The sequence below is a fragment of the Caballeronia sp. A2-2 genome (assembly GCF_057612605.2).
The window spans coordinates 21,290-38,704 of the sequence record NZ_JBVFIR010000006.1; the positions used below are offsets into that span (position 1 = coordinate 21,290).

Genomic DNA, 17,415 nt, shown 5'->3' on the forward strand with positions numbered 1-17,415 from the left:
CGATGGACACCTGATCGCTCCGCACCTAAAGCTGATGCGACTACGATGGAAGCTTGGCCGCGAGTACGTCGATGTTCATGATTTCCGGTGGTTTGGCGAAGAGATCGGGCGCCTTCGCCATCAGTGCTTCGGCTACTTTGCCAGAGAGATGCGCCTGGCGGCCGGCGTCGTCGGGGAAAGCATCGAAGATTCCGTACACTGACGGCGCCAGTTTTATTCCGAACCACGCGATCGTCGCAGGCTCCTGCTCGACGAGCGGCAGTCCGCTCATCAGGAAGCTTTCGACCTCCCGCTCTTTACCCGCCTTCGCTTCGAGCCGAACGAACAATGCTTTCTTTACCATACTTGCCTCTAGGAGATGCGGTTACGGTGTCAACAGTAACACCCTATGATTGCCGAAACGCGGCGGCGCGTTCGGCATCGTAGAGGTGCCTGTTGCCCTAGCCGCTCACGCAACGCGTCGCGCTCGTGGAATTGAACCGCCGCCATGCGTTTTCTTCATTGGTGCTCTTCACATTATCACGTAGCTGGCCGCCGCCCGCGCGCAGTGCTGAAGAGTTTGATCATTTCCCGATTGAACGCGGGAATATCTTCGGGGTTGCGGCTTGTGAGGAGATTCTGGTCTACCACCGCCTCCTGATCCACCCATTCCGCTCCGGCATTCTTCAGGTCAGATTTCAGAGAAGGCCAAGAAGTGACGCGCCGGCCGAGCGCCGCACCGGTCTCGATGATGGTCCACGGGCCGTGGCAGATCGACGCCACTGGCCTGCCATCGTCAAAAAAATCCTTTGCGAATGCCACCGCCCTAGGTTCCATTCGAAGCGCATCTGGGTTCAAGACGCCGCCCGGCAGGAGAAGCGCGTCGAAATCTCGCGGCCTGGCGTCGTCGAGAACGATGTCGACGGGAAACTCGTCTCCCCATGTCGTGAAGTTCCAGGCGCGGACCTGCTTTTGCTTCGGCGAGACGATGCGCGTCTCGGCGCCGGCTTCGTCGAGCGCCTGACGAGGCTTGACCATTTCGACCTGCTCAAATCCCTCCTCGATCAGGATTGCAATCTTCAGTCCCTCAAGAGGTCCATTTGTCATGTTCGACTCCGATGAACAGCTTTCGCCCAGGCAGCGCCTTCTTAGCGGATGCGGAAGTCGCCGTGGGCGACGTTGCGACGTCTTACGACAGCGAGACGTAGTTGCCCGTCTTCACATTGTCGCCGGCTCTATGCGGCTTTCTTCACGCTGCCGTGCGGATCGATGACGAATTTCTTCGGCGAGCCCTCGCTGAAAGTTTTATAGGCATCAGGCGCTTGTTCCAGCGTGATGATCTCAGTGTTCAGCATGGCACTCAGATAGGGCATGCGATCCCACAAGATCGCCATCATCAGGTCGCGGTTGTAATGCATGATTGGCGCTTGTCCGGCCGTCAGTTTCGGCGACTTGATCCAGGCTTTGCCGAAGGCAATGGGCAATTGGCCTTTCTTCGTGAGATCGGTGCTCGCTTTCGGGTCCGCGTCGGTATAGATGCCCGGGACACCCATCGCCCCACCGGCCCGCACCACTTCGATAAGCGTGTTGATCACCGCTTCCGAGTGCTCGCTGTTCGACTCCGGACCACTGCCGTGCGCCTCCAGTCCAACGCAATCCACGCCGCAATCGACTTCCCGCTTGCCCAGAATCGCTTCGATCTGGTCGGGCACCGGCGTAGCACTGGTGAGGTTGACTATCTCGCAGCCATTTTTTTTCAAAAGGTCCAGCCGCGCCTGGTTGGTATCGGCCACGATGATGCAGGACGCGCCAATCAGGCGCGCTCCCGCCGCCGCACACCGGCCGACCGGCCCGGCTCCGGCGATATAGACCGTCGAGCCTACTTTGGCGCCAGCTTCCATGAGACCGTGGAAACCGGTCGGCAAGATGTCCGACAAAAGCGTGAGATCCCGTATCTTTTCCATCGCCTGGTCCTTGTCCGGGAAAGGCAACAGGTTCCAGTCGGCGTAAGGCACCATAAGGTAGTCGGACTGGCCGCCCTGCCAGCCGCCGAGATTGAAGCCGTAGGCGCCGCAATCGACGGCATCGTTGACATTCATGCACACATCGGTGTGCCGTTCCTTGCAATTGCGGCAGCGGCCGCAAGAGACGTTGAACGGAACCGAACATAGGTCGCCCTTTTTGATGAACTCGACGTCCGGTCCCACCTCAATGACTTCTCCGGTCATCTCATGTCCCATCACCATCCCCTTAGGCGCGGCAAAGCGCCCGCGGTAGATGTGCTGGTCGCTGCCACAGATATTCGTCGTCACGATTTTAAGGATAGCGCCGTGATTGGCTTTCTTGCCGGTCGGCGTGATCAGCTTTGGATAGTCGAAAGTTTGCAACTCCATCTTCATTGGACCCATGAAAGTCACTACGCGATTTCCACTCCCAGCCATGATGAATCTCCTTGTTTGGTATCCGAAACGTTGTACGCGATAAACCACGGCAGCTCTTCGACCTGTAGCGTCGAGGCTTGACGCATGGCGGGACCTACATCTTCGCCCTGCTCGTTGTGAACGAATGCCTCTGCTTTCGGCTGGACAGCAGAGGGCGCACGGGCCGCATTTCATCGGGCAACAGCCAAGCGTGCGGAATGTGTACTGCCTACCATAGCTGCACAAGCATTAACCTGGCTACCTAGTGCACGGCGTCCGTCACGATCCGTCATCCTTCGACCTGCTTGCGACTATGCATGTTAGGTGTCCCGGCGTAATGCTGTCTTTGAATGATCAGCCGCGCCGCTTCGCTGATGTTGAGCGGGGCCGCTGCGCGTTGCGTGGACTATCAGGTGTCGAACCTGCGACGGTATGTTGCCCGGAAGGTTCGCGCGCGAACGCGTCAGCGCTGCCATTACGTTGTCGAAGGTTGTACCGTCTTACCTTTACGGGTTCGAACAACTTGTGTAGGGGAATGTGCGCATCGTGCCGGGCTTCTCGCGGTGCGAGTTCCGCATCAGACATATTTGCTCATTGCGGTTTTGGAGTCGGATTGAAAAGTGCTGCAATCGACGCATCAAAGCGTTGACTTTAAAATCAAATCGGCAGCGTCTTGCTCTATCGGCAGTCTAGTCGTCAGCCCGCACGCGTTTCTTTTCGATTCCTGCTCAAATGTGTCACGATCCTGCGCCCCATCCGGTCCATCGCTTTACCGTGGGCATGCGCCCTTGCCGTGCCTCAACTACCCTGCCTTTTTTGAAAGATTACGTCGGAGCGCGCACGTCCGAACTTTGGCACAAAGGATGTATCAGCCGGGCCGGAAAGAGAGAGCGTCCTGATCGATCCAGCAAGGTCGTCGTCGGGCGAAAGAAGGACATAGTCACTTTTAGCCTGCCGTCCAGTCGCTCACGGTCCGTAAGAACCCGATAACTGTCCGAATTAGCGGCTAGACTTAAAAGATGGTCGGCGCACGCGTACACAAGATAAACGTGTGCTTATTCCGTCACGATTCCCGTGTGCGACCGGAGGAGGTAGTCCGATGCCACAATCCATTCGAACCCCTGAGCAGATTCGCGACGAACTGCAAAATCGCCGTTGACGCGCCGGGAGCCTTGCACATGCGCATACCGTTACCAGAGCGCCACCCGCCTGACGCATCCGGCCGAAAGTGGAACATCGTGCCGCTGAATGACCTCGGTGCGGATAGCGTACATAAAATCCAGAGGGTGATCGAAGACATGCGTACCGAGTTCGTGCTTGCCGATTGACGCGGTGATACGCATCCGGAACCGGTCATACAAACGGGCGCGTGTGAGCATCGAAGCCGGCAGATTGCGGTACGGCAAAGGCCGCAGCGGGACTGACATGGCGCATTGTGAACACACAGTGACGTACGTCATTCCGATAGCCCATAGGCGGATAATCGTCCATAGACGGCTCAGCCAGAATGACTGACGCAGGAGACCCAAGCACGCCGGCATCGGACGGAAGACGGGCTCTTGTTAGTCGCAAACAGCAAAGCACGACAGCGGTGTCGGAAGCGTGGGCAGAAAGCCAACAAAGTCCGAGTGAATCGCGAAAGAAATAGCCCTACGGTGCGTCTAAAGTGTGACGTAGGACCCGGGAAACTCCTCAATGGCTTTAATGGCTTTAATGGCTTCAAAGGCGGAAAAGTTCATGGTCAGGATCTACGGGCGCATGCGCAGCGCTAGCGGCTACGCGATACGCGACTTTCTGCATCGCTGCGACATACCGTTCGAATGGATTGAACTGGGCAGCGATAAGGAAGCGAAGGATCTTGCCCACGTGCAGCATCTTTCCGACTCCCGCTTGCCGATCTGCGTCTTCCACGACGGAACCCGGCTCGAATGTCCCACCGTTCGGCAAATTACCGAGAAGCTCGGCTGGTTTGCCAGTCCATCCCGAGAAGCCTACGATCTGGCCATATACGGCGCGGGACCGGCGGGGTTGAGCGCAGCTGTCTACGGAGCGTCGGAAGGGATGCACACCGTACTGGTGGAGCGGTGGGCGCTGGGCGGTCAGGCAGGAAGCAGTTCAAAGATCGAGAACTATCTGGGCTTCCCACAGGGCGTGTCCGGCGCCGAGCTGGCAGAACGGGCGCGCGACCAGGCCATCAAGTTCGGCGCCGATATCCTGATAGCGCGCGCCGGCGTGCGGGCGGAGTTTCCACCCGGCCAGGGCATCGTGTATCTGGAGGATGGCACACGTATTACGGCGCGCACGTCGATCTGCGCGACCGGCGTGGCATATCGCGCGCTCGGCCTCGAAGGTGAAACGCGCTTCCTCGGCGCAGGAATTTACTACGGCGCGGGCGCGAGCGAAGCAGTGCTGCTTCATGGCGAGAACGTCTATGTGGTGGGAGGCGGCAATTCGGCGGGACAAGCCGCCATGCACTTTTCGCAAACGGCCAACCGCGTCTATATGCTCGTGCGTGACACTTCGCTCAAAAACACGTTGTCCCACTACCTGGTGGATCGCATCGCGGCGGCGCCGAACATTGAAGTTCGGACCAGCACCGAAGTGACCGCGCTCGCAGGAAGTGACACGCTGCAGGAGATTACACTGACCGATGTGCGCACGGGACGGCGAATCTCGGTAAATGCGAATTGGCTATTCGTCTGCATCGGCGGCGTGCCCCAGACCGAATGGGCGCAGGAGGTCGGCATTGTCCGAGATGACGCCGGTTATCTAGTGACTGGTCCCGACTTGCAGGGATATCGGTCGAGTCTGAATTGGCCGCTCGAGCGCGCGCCGCTACATCTGGAGACCTGTGTGCCTGGCGTTTTCGCAGCGGGCGACGTGCGTCACGGGTCGATCAAGCGTGTTGCGTCGGCAGTCGGCGAAGGGGCGATGGCTGTCGCCCTGGTGCATCGATATTTGAATAGCGCGTGAGCGTAAGCGCAACTTGTTTCGCATGCCGCCTGCGCGCGCCTGTCCGAGGAGTACGATCATGACCCCTGGTTGCACGCATCTAGACGAGGCCCGCATCCTCCACACGCCCATCGACTATTGCGAGGAGTGCATCAAGCTTCGCCAGCCGTGGGTACATTTGCGACTGTGTCTTTCATGCGGACACGTCGGCTGTTGTGACTCGTCGCCCAACCGGCACGCGAGCAAGCATTTTCACGCGACCGGCCATCCGCTGGTGCGCTCAATTGAACCCGGCGAAACCTGGATCTGGTGCTATCGCGACGAGATTGTCGTAGGTGAACTTGAATCGTGACGGGACGCCGCCCGTGAGGGCAGTGTCCCGTTCACGCAATGCCGGACTCACGTATGCGCCGGTTCTTGTTTCGCCTCTTCCTTCGTGGCTTCTGCGAGTGCGGGGCCTTTTTGCACACGTACAGAGTGCGAACCTGAGTCGTAGGTCATTGTGACCTTGTCGCCGTCGCGAACATCCCCCCGCAGCAGCGCATCTGCGAGTTGCGATTCCACTTCAGCGCGAATCTTGCGCTTGAGCATCCGTGCGCCGAACTTGGGGTCATAGCCGATTTCCGCGAGATGATGTCGCAGCGAATTGTCGAACGACAGCTCGATGTTCTGCCCGGCCGCAGTGCGTTGCACACGCGCGAGTTGCAGGTCCACAATGCTACGGATTTGCTCCTTGCCGAGCGCATGGAACACGACGACTTCATCGACCCGATTCAGGAACTCGGGCCTGAAGTGATGCCGCAGTATTTCCATCAGACGGTCGCGCAGCGCGGGGTAGTCGAGTTGCTTCTTGTCGGAGCGCACGTTTTCCTGGATCAACTGCGACCCGATATTGCTCGTCGCGATGATGATCGTGTTCGTGAAATCGACGAGACGGCCCCGGCCGTCGGTGAGACGGCCTTCGTCGAAGAGCTGCAACAGGATGTTGTGCACCTCCGAATGCGCCTTTTCGATCTCGTCGAGCAACACCACGCTATATGGGCGGCGTCGCACACGCTCAGTCAGCTGACCGCCTTCCTCGTAGCCGACATAGCCCGGAGGCGCGCCCACCAGCCGGGCTACGGTATGCCGTTCGGCGTACTCGCTCATGTCGATGCGCACGAGCGCGTTCTCGTCGCCAAACACCGTTGCGGCGAGCGCTTTGGCGAGCTCGGTCTTGCCCACGCCAGTCGGTCCGAGAAAGAGAAAGCTCGCGGTCGGCTTGCCACCTTCGGTGAGGCCGGCGCGTGAGAGTCGGACCGCCTTCGCGACGGCGCTGACCGCCTCGTTCTGACCGACTACGCGTTCCTTCAAGCGGTCTTCGAGACGCAGCAGCTTCTCGCGGTCCTCGGCGGTGAGTTCAGACACCGGCACGCCGGTGAGCGACGCCACGATCTGCGCGATGTCCTCGGCTGTGACCTCTTGCGAACTGGTGCCGCGCTCCTTCTTCCACGCTTCGGTCGCATCGTTGAGCCGCTTCTGTTCGGAGACGAGCTTGTCTTCAAGTTGCTTTGCCTTGTCGAACTGCTTGGCGGCGCTTGCCGCGTCCTGTTCCTGACGTGTGCGGCGGATGGTCGCCTCGATGTCATGCAGTTGGCCCGGCCGGGAATTCGACGAAATGCGCACGCGAGCGGCCGCCTGGTCGAGCAGGTCGATGGCCTTGTCGGGCAGGAAGCGCGCTGCGATATACCGGTCCGACAGCTTCGCAGCGGCCGCGATCGCCTCTTCGGTGATCTTCACCTTGTGATGCGCTTCAAGGCGGTCACGCAGTCCTCGCAGGATTTCGATCGTCTCCGCGACGCTCGGCTCGGGCACGTTCACCGGCTGAAAGCGCCGTTCGAGCGCCGAATCTTTCTCGATGTATTTTTGGTATTCGTTGAGCGTCGTCGCGCCCACAAGATGCAATTCGCCGCGCGCGAGCGCCGGTTTGAAGACGTTGCCGATATCGAGCCCGCCTTCGCCGCCGCCCTGGCCAGCACCGACGATCGTATGCAGTTCATCGATGAAGATGATCAGCCGGTCCTGGTTCTCGACGATTTCGTCGAGAACCAGCTTCACGCGCTCTTCGAACTCGCCACGATACTTTGCCCCCGCCACCACGCTGTTGATATTTAACTCAACGACGCGCTTGCCACGCAACACTTCCGGCACCTGGTCCTGGGCGATGCGCTGCGCGAGTCCTTCGACGATCGCCGTCTTGCCGACGCCGGGTTCGCCGATCAGCACCGGGTTGTTCTTGCGCCGACGCGCAAGGACTTCGATAGTCGTTTCGATTTCCTTGTCGCGGCCGATTACCGGATCGAGCCTGCCGCGCCGGGCGAGATCGCTGAGATCGCGCGCGTACTTGTCGAGCGTCGGTGTGGTCGAGCGGCCCTCGACGGTGCCTTCCTCGGCGCCCTTGCCGACCACCTTGACCGTCCTCTGCCTGAGCGCATGCGACGATAACCCGTACTTGCGCAGCAGCTCCCCCGCGAAGCCGTCTTCCTCTTCCACGAGCCCGATCAAGATATGCTCCGGTCCGACGTAGCTGTGGCCGAGTTCTCGTGACGCCGTGAGCGCGTTTTCAAGCGCACTCTTCGCGCGCGGTGACACGCCGATGCGTTCTTCATCCGTCTTCTGCGCGCGGTTGCCGCGTGGTGCGTTCTGCTCGATATTCTTCCTGATCTCCTCAGGATCGAGCTTGAATTCCCGCAGAATCTCCTGCACCACGTTATTGCTGACGAGTGCCAGCAGCAGGTGCTCGGTATCGACTTCGGACTTGCCGAACTCGACCGCCATCTGCGCAGCCGCCTGCAAGCGGTCCAGGCCGCTTTCGCTCATGAACGTCTGCAGATCGACGGCTTCACGCGCACGGCGATGCCGGCGCGGCCGGCCCCCCGCCTGACCACCGGTGGACTCACCCATTTGCCCGCTATCGGCGTCTGCACGCTGATCCGAGCCGCCGGCTTGTCCGGGCGAGCGTCCGATGCGTGACCGGCCACTTTGGTCGCTTTCCATCTGCGGCCACATGTCTTCGAACAATCTGTCGAACAGTCCGCCGTGAAAGAGAGACTCAAGCGGCGACAGACGGCGCTGATTGCGCGCCATGAACTCCATGTAGTGCTCATCGCACAGCATCAGCTGACGGCGCTGGCCGTTTTCGGTGATCGTGATCTGCGAGGTTGCCGGTTTGCCGCAAACGCTGCAAGTAGGCATGATGTTCTCCGTAGTGTGAATAAGGGCATGGTCCCTGGCGTTACGCGCGCACAGCCTGACGAGTTTCGTCGCGAAGGGGAGATCGTCGAGGGCCATGAAAGCTGTCGAGCGGTCCGGATGCCGCCGTGTGCGACACCGGGCTATTTGATCTCGAGGCACCGCTTCGCCGCGGGTTCATTCGCCGCTTTGGGCACCCGCACGGTGAGCACGCCATTCTCGAAGTTCGCCTCAGCGCGTTCGACATCGACGCCAGAGGGCAGCGGAATGGCGCGCTGGAAGCGTCCGAACGCCCGCTCCACCCGGTAGCAGCCCTTCTCGTCGCTCTTCGATTCGATGCGCTTCTCGCCGGTCAGCACCAGCATGTCCTCAACGACTTCCAGCTCCACGTCCTCGCGCGACAGTCCTGGCAATTCGGCCGCGATGCGAAGCGCGTCGCCTTCGTCGACCACGTCGAGTCGCGGCTGGAAGCGGCTGGGACTAAAGTCGCCGAACCAGTTGCCAAGCCGTCCCATCCCGCCGAACGGATCGCGTACGAGGTCGGTGAGAAGATGCAGGGGATCGGGCAGCGGCCAACGGGCCGCATCGAACGATGCCGGCCAGGCGGACGCGGCCGCTTCTGAGGTAGACGGCGCGGGGGCCTGCTGCGAGGGCGGGGCGTTCAGCTTCGCGTCTGCGCCCTTTTCCTCGGGACTTTTGCGCAGGAACCGAAAGGGGTTCCACTTATCGAGGTCCAATAGCATCGCTATGCTCCTTGTTCCGATGAGCCGTCAGAGCGGCCCGAATCTTCAGTGACTGCTGCCTTGGCGCTCGCGGCCAATGTCAGCCCTTGGCATATTCGAACTCCGGCAGTTTCTTGAGCGCGTCCTTATTGGCGCCAACCAGGATGGCCTTCGGCGCTATCTGCTTGAACTGCTGGATGGGGATGGCGACACGGTGCGCCGCGACGCCGAGAAAGCCGCCGACGTCGATAATCGCGGCCGAAAGCGAGCCATCGGGCGCGACAATCAGGTCGTCGACGCGGCCGATCTTTTCGTTCTTTTCGTTGTAGACATCGGCGTGAAGCATCTTGGATGCGCGCCAGCCTCTGGCGACTACTTGCTCTTCGGTGACGGTCACCCCGAGCGTCACTTTGCCGGCGATGGGCGCATCCTGCGCGGTCGCGCCGCTGGCGGCGAAGCCACAGACGGACAGCGCGAGGATGAATGACGACAGCCTTGCGGCCGATACGAGGTTAGGCTTCATGGCGTTCTCCAAATGCGCAACGGACTACGTGGACGCCGGGCGCGGCATGCGCCTCATGAAAGCAGCGGCGTGTTGTGCTGGTCACGAAGGACGGGGCTGCGCCAATTCCGTGCTCCGAGGCCAAGGACGAGCAGAAGCGCACCGGTCATGATCGCGTAGATGCCGATCATCCAGACGAGGGCGAGCGCGCCAGCACCCGGAACGGCCAGCACCACGATGCCGAACAGAACCGACAGGCTACCGATGATTAGGAGCAGCCAGTGCGTTCGGCCGCGTCTCTTCAGGCGAACCCAGGTGATGAGGTCGAGCACTCCGGTGACGATGGCGTTTGCGCCCATCAAGGTGATCAGCACGAGCGTCGTGACGCCCGGCGCCCCGACGGCGATCAGGCCCGAAGCGATCATGCATAGCCCTAACAGCAACGGGAGCCACCAATCGGTGCGGATCGAACGATTTCGTATCGCCGCGCTGACCGCTGCGACGCCGCCGATGAATGCATACACTGCGAACATCGCGACAAAAAGCAGCAGCGTGAAGCCAGGCCAGCAAAGCGCGAGGAGGCCGAACAGGATTTCTGCGGCGCCACGCAACGCGAGCATCCACCATGCACGACCGAGCAGTTCGTCCATCGTTTGGGCTCCCGAAGCGGATCGCCGATATCCGGCTGGCGCAGCGCGTGCAATTTCTATTTGATCAAGCCTACGTCCGCGACGCGCGTTCTTCTTTCGAGTTCCTACCCAAAGGTGTCGGCTTTCTGCGTTTGTTGCTTGCTCAATGATCCTGTCGAAGAGGCCTCACGCCGGACCCTAGGGACGGTAATGCGCAAGGCGGAAAGCGCGGGGCGTACTCCCCACATATCGATGAAATACCGCGGTGAAATGCTGCTGCGTCTGAAAGCCGACACGCGCTGCGATATCGATCAGCGGGAGGCTCCCTTCAGAGAGCATCGATTGCGCTAATCTCAACCTTTCGGTCGTCAGGTATAAGTGCGGCGGATGCCCTGTCGCGGTCTTAAAAGCCCGCGCGAAATGCGACTGGCTCATGTGCACGACCGCAGCGAGTTCCGCGATCTGGATATTGTCCGCGATGTGCTCGTGTATGAAATGTTCCACGACGCTTAGCTTTGCGTGGGTAAGGCTCGTAGCCGCATCGGGCGTATCGGCGGTGAGTCCATACCGGTGGGCGAGATGAATTGAGAATACGTCAGCGAACGCCGCTAGGCATCTAGGGTCTGGGCTACTGCTGGAATGCAATGCGGAAAGCGTGTCGCCCGCTTCGCGCATGAAAGGATCCCAGGCCTTGAACCAACAAGGGATTTCGCAAGCCGTAGTGCCGAGCGCGCTTCGAGCGGTTTCTTTTAGCTTAGCCCAATGGAGGGCGACAACGAGGCCGCACGGATCGTCGTCATTTACAAGCTCGACATGAGCCCAGGCCGGCACAATCCCGATAAACGGCGCGCTGACGCTTAGATGCTGATAGGGGCGCGCGCTGCTGCGGATGGTGTTCGCGTGTGCGGTAGTCCGATCCGCCGGGATGATGCACAGGATCCATTGCTCCGAATTCCGTTCGGGGTCCGTGCATGACGCCCCGATCCCCTGGCAGGTAAGGCGGTGCAACTGTGGGGAACGCTGTAGTTGCTCCATTGCGCGCGTCCCCGGACGGGAGACCTCGAAGTATCAGAGGTTACATAGTAGTCCAGTTTCTGTCGATGCCAGCTTGTTTTGTGAGCTCGTCTCTTTGTTTTATGCATGCCGTACGTACGATGGCAAAGATGCAACTCCCGCCCGATGCGCGCAAGGTGTGCAGGCCTGCGTGACGATCGAGCAAAACTTGGGGGCCTCGATGATCTTTGAGAAGGAGCAGGTAATCGATTTCGCGTTTTGCGATCCCGCGCGGCGCGCTCTTCAATCGCCGCATCGACGGGATCGTCGCGTTGCCGCATGAGCCAGTAGACGTTGCCAAGCGCCAGCAGCGCGGCTGCAAGTGCGGCAATGCGACCAGGGTCGGTAGCTGGATCAAGGATGATGAACTTGCGTGCTATCGCGAGCATCGCGATAAGGATCACTGTCTTGACCTGCACGATGTGGTCGCGTCTTAACATTACGCGGGTGATCGAATGCTTGAATTCCATTGCGATCAACAACGTCATCACCATGCCGAAAACCGCTTGAAAGATCGCGTGATCCAGCGGATTGAGTGCCCCGGACAGCAATAGCGCCATGACCGCCCGAACAACTGCCACAGCGATACAACGATGATCACCGAGATCACGAGGCTCAGGATGTGGGCGATGATCTGCTCGAAGCGCTCGTAGAAGGTCAGCACGCGCCATTGCAGCCGAAATTCGTCGAGCTTCACGCGAATTTGGGTTGGTTTGCTCATGGATCGGTTTGCAGGAAGACTCGGCCATGGGGTGACGCCAATCATGGCGGGATGCCCGGTGAAAGCGGCAACAAAAACCGTAGCCGGCCCCTGATGTTGAGCCATGCATGCAGCCTTTTCTTTCGTCTTCGTGCTGCTTCTTTTCTCCTATCTGCTGTGCACAAGGCGTCTCATCGCACGGCGCCGCCAACGCTGGTGCAAAGAAGGCACGCGCGGCGGACGTCGTGGGCGGAACGGGTGCCCGCCCCACTGGCGTAGCATTCATCTGTGCATCCTCCGATTGACAGAGCGACCATGTTCCACCTTGGGACGGCGATGCCGTTGACCCATGGGGATCCACCATCTTCTGCTTATACGTTCACGCGTGGGACGCGTCCGTTTTCGTTGCATACAATGATCGCGACAACTGGGCAGGGCTTCATATGTTTAAGCGCCGTGACAACCCGCGGCATGCGCTCGCGCCTTCGAACACTCCAATGAACAGCCCCGAGCCCTCAGCTCCCAGCTTTAGATGGAATGCACGAGGCTATCTAGTTCTGGCAGTCACAGGAATGATCCCAAGCGGCGGCGAATTGAACTGAACGACCGCTTCCAGAGTAGAACAGGCGCCTGAATGTCCCAGCATCAGCGCGTCGGAACGGCGTTTCATGGCCGACAGTTGCAATTCGCGATTTCTTCGCAAACGGCTTAAGCGAAGTCACTTTAAGCGGCTCGATTGCCTCGCCAAACATAGTCCATGCGCTTCTGGATCGCTTTTCGCATTGCCCTTATTTCCCGAGCTCATGAAAGTAAGCGGTACGCGCTGCGGATCCAGTATCGAAGGCAATGTCCGCATAGATCTGAGTGGCGCAGCGGCTGGCGTGGTTACCGCGTCCGAGGCAGAGTACGGTGCAAGTCAGGAGAAGGCCAGGCTAGCTCGCAAGCGGGAACAGATTGCAAATAATCGACATGGCAAGCTGCGTTAAGCCATGTGTCGTGGGTTTATAGCGAATTGAACTTCACATAAACTTATTTATGAAATTTTAGTAGTTGCCCTAAGTTTCAACAAGTTCGATTGATTGTGATGGCGTTCGGCTTTGACATAGCTCAACTCGAACGTTTGTGCTGGCAAACAGTACCGCTTCGCGGCGGCCTTCGATCCGAAGCTTAGTTCGAGCTTTTTTGCTAGCAAATGAGCCATGTCGACCCTCTGCTGCCGTTCAAGGCGTCGCTTACGGGTACGGCCGAGCTCAAAGTGAATAACGGCCATCTGCTCTTACAAAGTCCGTGCGTCGCGGAGCTTCGATCGCTGCTCGCCGTTGAGCGTGAATTGTCAACTGATGATTCTGTCCTGTGTCGCGCACTGTTCGCCCTACTGCACACGGGTCGCAACGGTGCACACGAGTTGAGCAGCAAGCCGTTTTTGTGGCTTAGGAACTTTGCCGCAGGCAAGGTCAGAGCATGAGTCGGAAGTCCGACCTGAAACATCTCGATGTGACGGCGCGTCCAACGGTCGTGTGAACCCAGCTCGACGGCGCTTCGTACAAACGCTTCGCGCAGCCGACTTATGCGATCGAGCATTACGCAGCTAGCGAATCCTTATAAACATTGAGGATCGGACCAATGAGAACTGCCGACAGCCGTATCGCTTATCTGAAAAAAACCGCTCGAACGTCCTCCTGATGGTCGCATCTTTAGATTTCCAGCACTTGATGCACTTGGCGGGATCGGACGCTCCGGTCAAATACACTGTCGGCACCTGCCCGCACAAACCTCAAATGTTCCGCTCCTAAACGCTCGTTCGCTGATCACATCGCGTGCCATTGGCGTGTCTCAACGATAAAACCGCGTGTAAGATCTTTTGATTACCGGCCATTTGACCGATTACTATAATCCGAACGCCGCTTACTTCATCCGTATAATGTGCATGTATTGCTGGGAGACAATGCGATGCGCGTACTGCTCGTCGACGATCACGAACTCTTCAGGGCAGGTCTTGCACTGCTCATCAAGGAGCTTTTCCCGGAAACTTGGCTGCTGCATGCGAGTACCTTGTCGCATGGAATGGACATGGCGATGACGGAGCAGCCCGACATCGTTTTTCTGGACCTCGAACTTCCCGATGGGAATGGTTGTGACGCACTGGCCCGGTTGAAAGACGCACGACCATGCTTGCCCGTGGTTATAGTATCGGCCGATGAACGTACGGAGACAGTTGGTCGGTGTCTCCAACTCCGCGCGACAGGCTACGTCCCTAAATCGTCGTCGCCCAAAGCACTCCATGCCGCGATCGTCGCTGTGCTTTCTGGCGGTGTGTTTTTGCCTGCGGCGAGCATCGCCGGGCTGAGACACTCGATCAACATAAATGAAGCACTGGCAAACGAGTCAGTAAAGTCACGTCCGACGAACGGTGCTACCGAACTCCGGGACGCTCCACTTCTCGGGCTTACGCCTCGCGAGCAAGAAACGCTCACGTGGCTCGTACGTGGACTTCCTTCCAAAGCCATCGCATCGAAGATGGGGCTCGAAGATATCACCGTGCGCAAGTACGTCAGTCATCTGCTCGCGCACTTCAATCTGCGGCGGCGCACAGAACTCATCGTGATGCTGGCAGACAGGGGCATTACACTCGGGACCCCGTTGGTCGCAAATGCTTCGTCGGATCGAGACACCCGTTCCACTGGGTAGCGAACCGGCTGAGCTGCGCCAGCAGGTCTTCCGGCGCGGAGGATTTACGCAGTAGCACGAAAGGCTCAGAGAAGTCGCGAAGCACTCGGACAGATAGCAACTCGCCGGTGACGAAGGCGACGGGAATGACACCAGCCCACGCAAAGTGACGCCTGATCCGATGGGCGACTTCCAACCCGGAAGCTCCATCGCGCAGCCGGATATCCGTGATGATAAGGTCGGGAACTCGGCTGTCATCGGAAAGCATGGCTTCAAATCCGGCAATCGACTCCGCGGCCATTACGAGCGCACCAGCACTTGAAAACAGTCGCCGGAGGCCTTCCAGGACGATCGGTTCGTCGTCGCAAAGAAGCATGAACGTGCCGCAAAGATCGGGACTGTCGCGGGTACCACGGTGATTCGCTCCGGCATCAGGCATCAAGGCTGAAATGGTCGTATAGAGCGAAAAGCGTGATCCGCGCCCCTCAACCGACGCGAAGCTCATGGAGTGCCCCGGCAGAATACGAACGACGCGCTGTACGATCGAGAGTCCGAGTCCCAGCCCTTTCGAGCGGTCACGCTCCGGATTGTGAATTTGATAATACTCGGCGAAAATTGCCTCCTTTTGGTTGGACGCAATGCCAATTCCGGTGTCCCAAACATCGACGCGCAGCCGTCCATCGAGTCGCGCCCAGCCAAGCACGACGCCGCCTGATGACGTGCTTTTGATTGCGTTTGATACGAGATTTGATACGGCCCGCTTGAAGAGCGACCGGTCGGTCTCGATGGACGGCGGGGGCACTCGCCGCCGCGCGAGTCTGAGATCGATTCCCCGCGACTGAGCCGCCTGTTGATATTGCTCGAGGACCTCGGTCAACAACACGAGTGTATTGACCGGCGAAAGTCGGGGAACATACGAGCCCAGCTCGCTATAGTCCTGGATCTCTTTGAACATGTCGAGGATGTCGGACGCAGTCTCCTCAATGACATCAAGGTCGCGATCCACTGCGCGCCCTTCCCTGATCCCCGTCCGGACGCTCCGGATGAAGAGGTTGATCGCGGCGAGCGGCTGCTGGATGTCGTGATACGCCGACGAAAAAAATCGCTCCTTCTCCTCGACGAGTTCCTGCATGCGATTGTTCTGTTCGCTGACTGCACGCGACGCAACTTCAACGCGCGCCTTGGCCGCGCGCAAGCTGCGCCGATACATGAATTCGCGCCGAGCCGAACGTTCCAACGGAATACTGACAACGACCCCGATGGCATACGCCAGCGGCAGGCTCTGGGCATGCGCAAGCATCGACGACAGGTGGATGCCGAACTTCTCGCCGGGGGGCGCTAGCAACAGCATGAGCAGATAACTCAAAACGCAAATCCCGACGAGCCACGCCGTCGTGACCGCTCGAAGTCGGAAGGCCATAAATATCATAAACAGCGTGAGCGTCAGTATTGAGTAGACCGAGTGTTGCAAGCGAGGGTCTTCGATCTGCATCATTCTCAGGGTGGCGAGCCAGGCGCTGAGGGTCCATAGGCAGAGCAGCCCGACAGCCCAGCGTTCGTTTAGCGCGCGCGGGGTCCACAACAGCACGGCAATGCTCATGCCGATCGCTGCCGCGGTCCTCACGAAGATGAGTTCGTTGTGGTGCAGTTGGGCGGGATCGAGTGTGTCGAGCCGCATAAAATCGACTAAGGAAAAAAAGATCCATAGCGCAGTGAAGATCGCGATGGCGAGTTTGCGCTGTTTGGAGAAGCGCTGCGCGTAGTCGAGCCGGAACGCACGTTCCTTAGCCGCCGATCTGAACGTGTGCACCCACAGCCCTGACGAGGTCATGACGATGCTTCCAAAGGCACGCTATCCTCTAACGCTAGCATTCCGAGGCGCTTCGCGAAAGCTAATCCGGCGGTTGTTACCACTACGTTATGCAGCGTAAAGGCATCTGTAACTTCAGACGCATATCGGGCTTGTTCTCTAAACCACCATTCGATCAACTGCCGCCCCGATAGATCTCCTGCATCTTTGCCGCTCCGCCGCTGGCTTGGAAGTCCTTCAGTTCGCGCATTACTTCCTCCCGAGATTTTTGCCCCGTATTCAACTTTTCCGATCCTGTTGACGATTCCGTGCTGGCGGACTCCGGCGCAGTGTTTTGAGCAGTGGCCGTCTGCTCGTGAGCCGACGTCGACTGTGCGAAGCTGTCCGTTCCCGTGGCACAAAGGGCAACAACTACGCACACCTCTACAAAATAATTCCGCTTCATGACCGTTCTCCATACAATTGCAGTGTCAGCGCAAATAGCCCATTCCCCAACGCTAGGGATCGCAGGCCAAATATCTCTTCGAACGACCAGGATTGCGTCGGCCTGGCTGTGGCTTCTAGTATTTTCAAAAGTAGAGTTCGCGGCCACCTGCATCCGTGGCCGTACAGTCGGAGAGATGTATCGATCCTGAATTCGCAGCTACTACATTTGTAGCCAGTGGGTGGACAGGCGAGCGGCTGATAGGTGCGGATTCGCTTGGTGCGCGCGAAAGCCTCTTACTCGCTCACCGCCGCCGTCGTTTCCCG

14 protein-coding genes and 1 pseudogene are annotated in these 17,415 nt (G+C 59.0%); 3 read left to right on the forward strand and 12 right to left on the reverse strand.

Features of this window, described 5'->3' with window-relative positions; genetic code table 11:
- Positions 1-40: 40 nt before the first annotated feature.
- From ACZCWR_RS35695 to ACZCWR_RS35710, 4 genes are all read right to left on the reverse strand, one after another.
- Positions 41-343 carry a putative quinol monooxygenase gene (locus ACZCWR_RS35695; protein WP_077161456.1) on the reverse strand — a complete coding sequence of 101 codons (303 nt, stop codon included), beginning with the start codon at positions 341-343 and terminating at the stop codon, positions 41-43.
- A 176-nt stretch (positions 344-519) separates the two neighbouring features.
- On the reverse strand, positions 520-1,086 hold the full coding sequence (locus tag ACZCWR_RS35700) for a type 1 glutamine amidotransferase domain-containing protein (protein WP_487307188.1): 567 nt from the start codon (positions 1,084-1,086) through the stop codon (positions 520-522).
- Positions 1,087-1,214: 128 nt separating this feature from the next.
- Positions 1,215-2,420, reverse strand: a complete 1,206-nt coding sequence (locus tag ACZCWR_RS35705) for an alcohol dehydrogenase catalytic domain-containing protein (protein WP_487307189.1) — start codon at positions 2,418-2,420, stop codon at positions 1,215-1,217.
- 1,169 nt (positions 2,421-3,589) lie between these two features.
- Entirely contained in the window at positions 3,590-3,826 is a 237-nt protein-coding gene (locus ACZCWR_RS35710; protein WP_487307190.1) for a hypothetical protein, read from the reverse strand.
- Between the two features lie 268 nt (positions 3,827-4,094).
- Here ACZCWR_RS35710 and ACZCWR_RS35715 point away from each other — a divergent pair, with 268 nt between their 5' ends.
- Positions 4,095-5,372, forward strand: a complete 1,278-nt coding sequence (locus tag ACZCWR_RS35715; RefSeq protein WP_487307191.1) for an NAD(P)/FAD-dependent oxidoreductase — start codon at positions 4,095-4,097, stop codon at positions 5,370-5,372.
- Between the two features lie 58 nt (positions 5,373-5,430).
- A complete protein-coding gene (locus ACZCWR_RS35720) occupies positions 5,431-5,703 on the forward strand; it encodes a UBP-type zinc finger domain-containing protein (RefSeq protein ID WP_075644554.1) in 273 nt (90 codons plus the stop codon).
- Positions 5,704-5,750: 47 nt separating this feature from the next.
- Here ACZCWR_RS35720 and ACZCWR_RS35725 read toward each other — a convergent pair whose 3' ends face one another.
- The 6 genes and pseudogenes from ACZCWR_RS35725 to ACZCWR_RS35750 form a co-directional block, all read right to left on the reverse strand.
- Positions 5,751-8,585 carry an ATP-dependent Clp protease ATP-binding subunit gene (locus tag ACZCWR_RS35725; protein ID WP_487307192.1) on the reverse strand — a complete coding sequence of 945 codons (2,835 nt, stop codon included), beginning with the start codon at positions 8,583-8,585 and terminating at the stop codon, positions 5,751-5,753.
- A gap of 140 nt (positions 8,586-8,725) precedes the next feature.
- Positions 8,726-9,325: an Hsp20/alpha crystallin family protein gene (locus ACZCWR_RS35730; protein WP_487307193.1), complete on the reverse strand. Its 600-nt coding sequence runs from the start codon at positions 9,323-9,325 to the stop codon at positions 8,726-8,728.
- A gap of 79 nt (positions 9,326-9,404) precedes the next feature.
- Positions 9,405-9,827 (reverse strand): PRC-barrel domain-containing protein, encoded by a 423-nt coding sequence (locus ACZCWR_RS35735; protein WP_487307194.1) that lies wholly within the window; start codon positions 9,825-9,827, stop codon positions 9,405-9,407.
- A gap of 53 nt (positions 9,828-9,880) precedes the next feature.
- The gene (locus ACZCWR_RS35740; protein ID WP_487307195.1) at positions 9,881-10,456 is read right to left on the reverse strand and encodes an HdeD family acid-resistance protein; all 576 of its coding nucleotides are present in this window, start codon (positions 10,454-10,456) and stop codon (positions 9,881-9,883) included.
- 177 nt (positions 10,457-10,633) lie between these two features.
- Complete coding sequence (locus ACZCWR_RS35745; RefSeq protein WP_487307196.1) at positions 10,634-11,470, reverse strand: helix-turn-helix domain-containing protein; 837 nt, start codon at positions 11,468-11,470, stop codon at positions 10,634-10,636.
- Positions 11,471-11,745: 275 nt separating this feature from the next.
- Positions 11,746-12,209: pseudogene (locus ACZCWR_RS35750) on the reverse strand (phosphate-starvation-inducible PsiE family protein); the annotation flags it as partial.
- A gap of 1,929 nt (positions 12,210-14,138) precedes the next feature.
- On the opposite strand from ACZCWR_RS35750, the gene ACZCWR_RS35755 reads away from it, so the two are divergent.
- Positions 14,139-14,876, forward strand: coding sequence for a response regulator (locus ACZCWR_RS35755; RefSeq protein WP_487307197.1), 738 nt, complete (start codon positions 14,139-14,141; stop codon positions 14,874-14,876).
- Here the strand turns inward: ACZCWR_RS35755 and ACZCWR_RS35760 are convergent.
- Together ACZCWR_RS35760 and ACZCWR_RS35765 are read right to left on the reverse strand one after the other, a co-directional pair.
- Entirely contained in the window at positions 14,812-16,686 is a 1,875-nt protein-coding gene (locus ACZCWR_RS35760) for a hybrid sensor histidine kinase/response regulator (RefSeq protein WP_487307198.1), read from the reverse strand. The genes ACZCWR_RS35755 and ACZCWR_RS35760 overlap by 65 nt on opposite strands.
- Positions 16,687-16,840: 154 nt before the next feature.
- Positions 16,841-17,110 (reverse strand): hypothetical protein, encoded by a 270-nt coding sequence (locus ACZCWR_RS35765; protein ID WP_487307199.1) that lies wholly within the window; start codon positions 17,108-17,110, stop codon positions 16,841-16,843.
- Between the last annotated feature and the right edge of the window lie 305 nt (positions 17,111-17,415).

Coding starts and splice junctions, on each gene's coding strand:
- ACZCWR_RS35765 (WP_487307199.1), bottom strand. CDS start 17,110: ATGAAGCGGAATTATTTTGTAGAGGTGTGCGTAGTTGTTGCCCTTTGT.
- ACZCWR_RS35730 (WP_487307193.1), bottom strand. CDS start 9,325: ATGCTATTGGACCTCGATAAGTGGAACCCCTTTCGGTTCCTGCGCAAA.
- ACZCWR_RS35710 (WP_487307190.1), bottom strand. CDS start 3,826: ATGTCAGTCCCGCTGCGGCCTTTGCCGTACCGCAATCTGCCGGCTTCG.
- ACZCWR_RS35755 (WP_487307197.1), top strand. CDS start 14,139: ATGCGCGTACTGCTCGTCGACGATCACGAACTCTTCAGGGCAGGTCTT.
- ACZCWR_RS35695 (WP_077161456.1), bottom strand. CDS start 343: ATGGTAAAGAAAGCATTGTTCGTTCGGCTCGAAGCGAAGGCGGGTAAA.
- ACZCWR_RS35735 (WP_487307194.1), bottom strand. CDS start 9,827: ATGAAGCCTAACCTCGTATCGGCCGCAAGGCTGTCGTCATTCATCCTC.
- ACZCWR_RS35745 (WP_487307196.1), bottom strand. CDS start 11,470: ATGGAGCAACTACAGCGTTCCCCACAGTTGCACCGCCTTACCTGCCAG.
- ACZCWR_RS35715 (WP_487307191.1), top strand. CDS start 4,095: ATGGCTTTAATGGCTTTAATGGCTTCAAAGGCGGAAAAGTTCATGGTC.
- ACZCWR_RS35740 (WP_487307195.1), bottom strand. CDS start 10,456: ATGGACGAACTGCTCGGTCGTGCATGGTGGATGCTCGCGTTGCGTGGC.
- ACZCWR_RS35760 (WP_487307198.1), bottom strand. CDS start 16,686: ATGACCTCGTCAGGGCTGTGGGTGCACACGTTCAGATCGGCGGCTAAG.
- ACZCWR_RS35720 (WP_075644554.1), top strand. CDS start 5,431: ATGACCCCTGGTTGCACGCATCTAGACGAGGCCCGCATCCTCCACACG.
- ACZCWR_RS35700 (WP_487307188.1), bottom strand. CDS start 1,086: ATGACAAATGGACCTCTTGAGGGACTGAAGATTGCAATCCTGATCGAG.
- ACZCWR_RS35725 (WP_487307192.1), bottom strand. CDS start 8,585: ATGCCTACTTGCAGCGTTTGCGGCAAACCGGCAACCTCGCAGATCACG.
- ACZCWR_RS35705 (WP_487307189.1), bottom strand. CDS start 2,420: ATGGCTGGGAGTGGAAATCGCGTAGTGACTTTCATGGGTCCAATGAAG.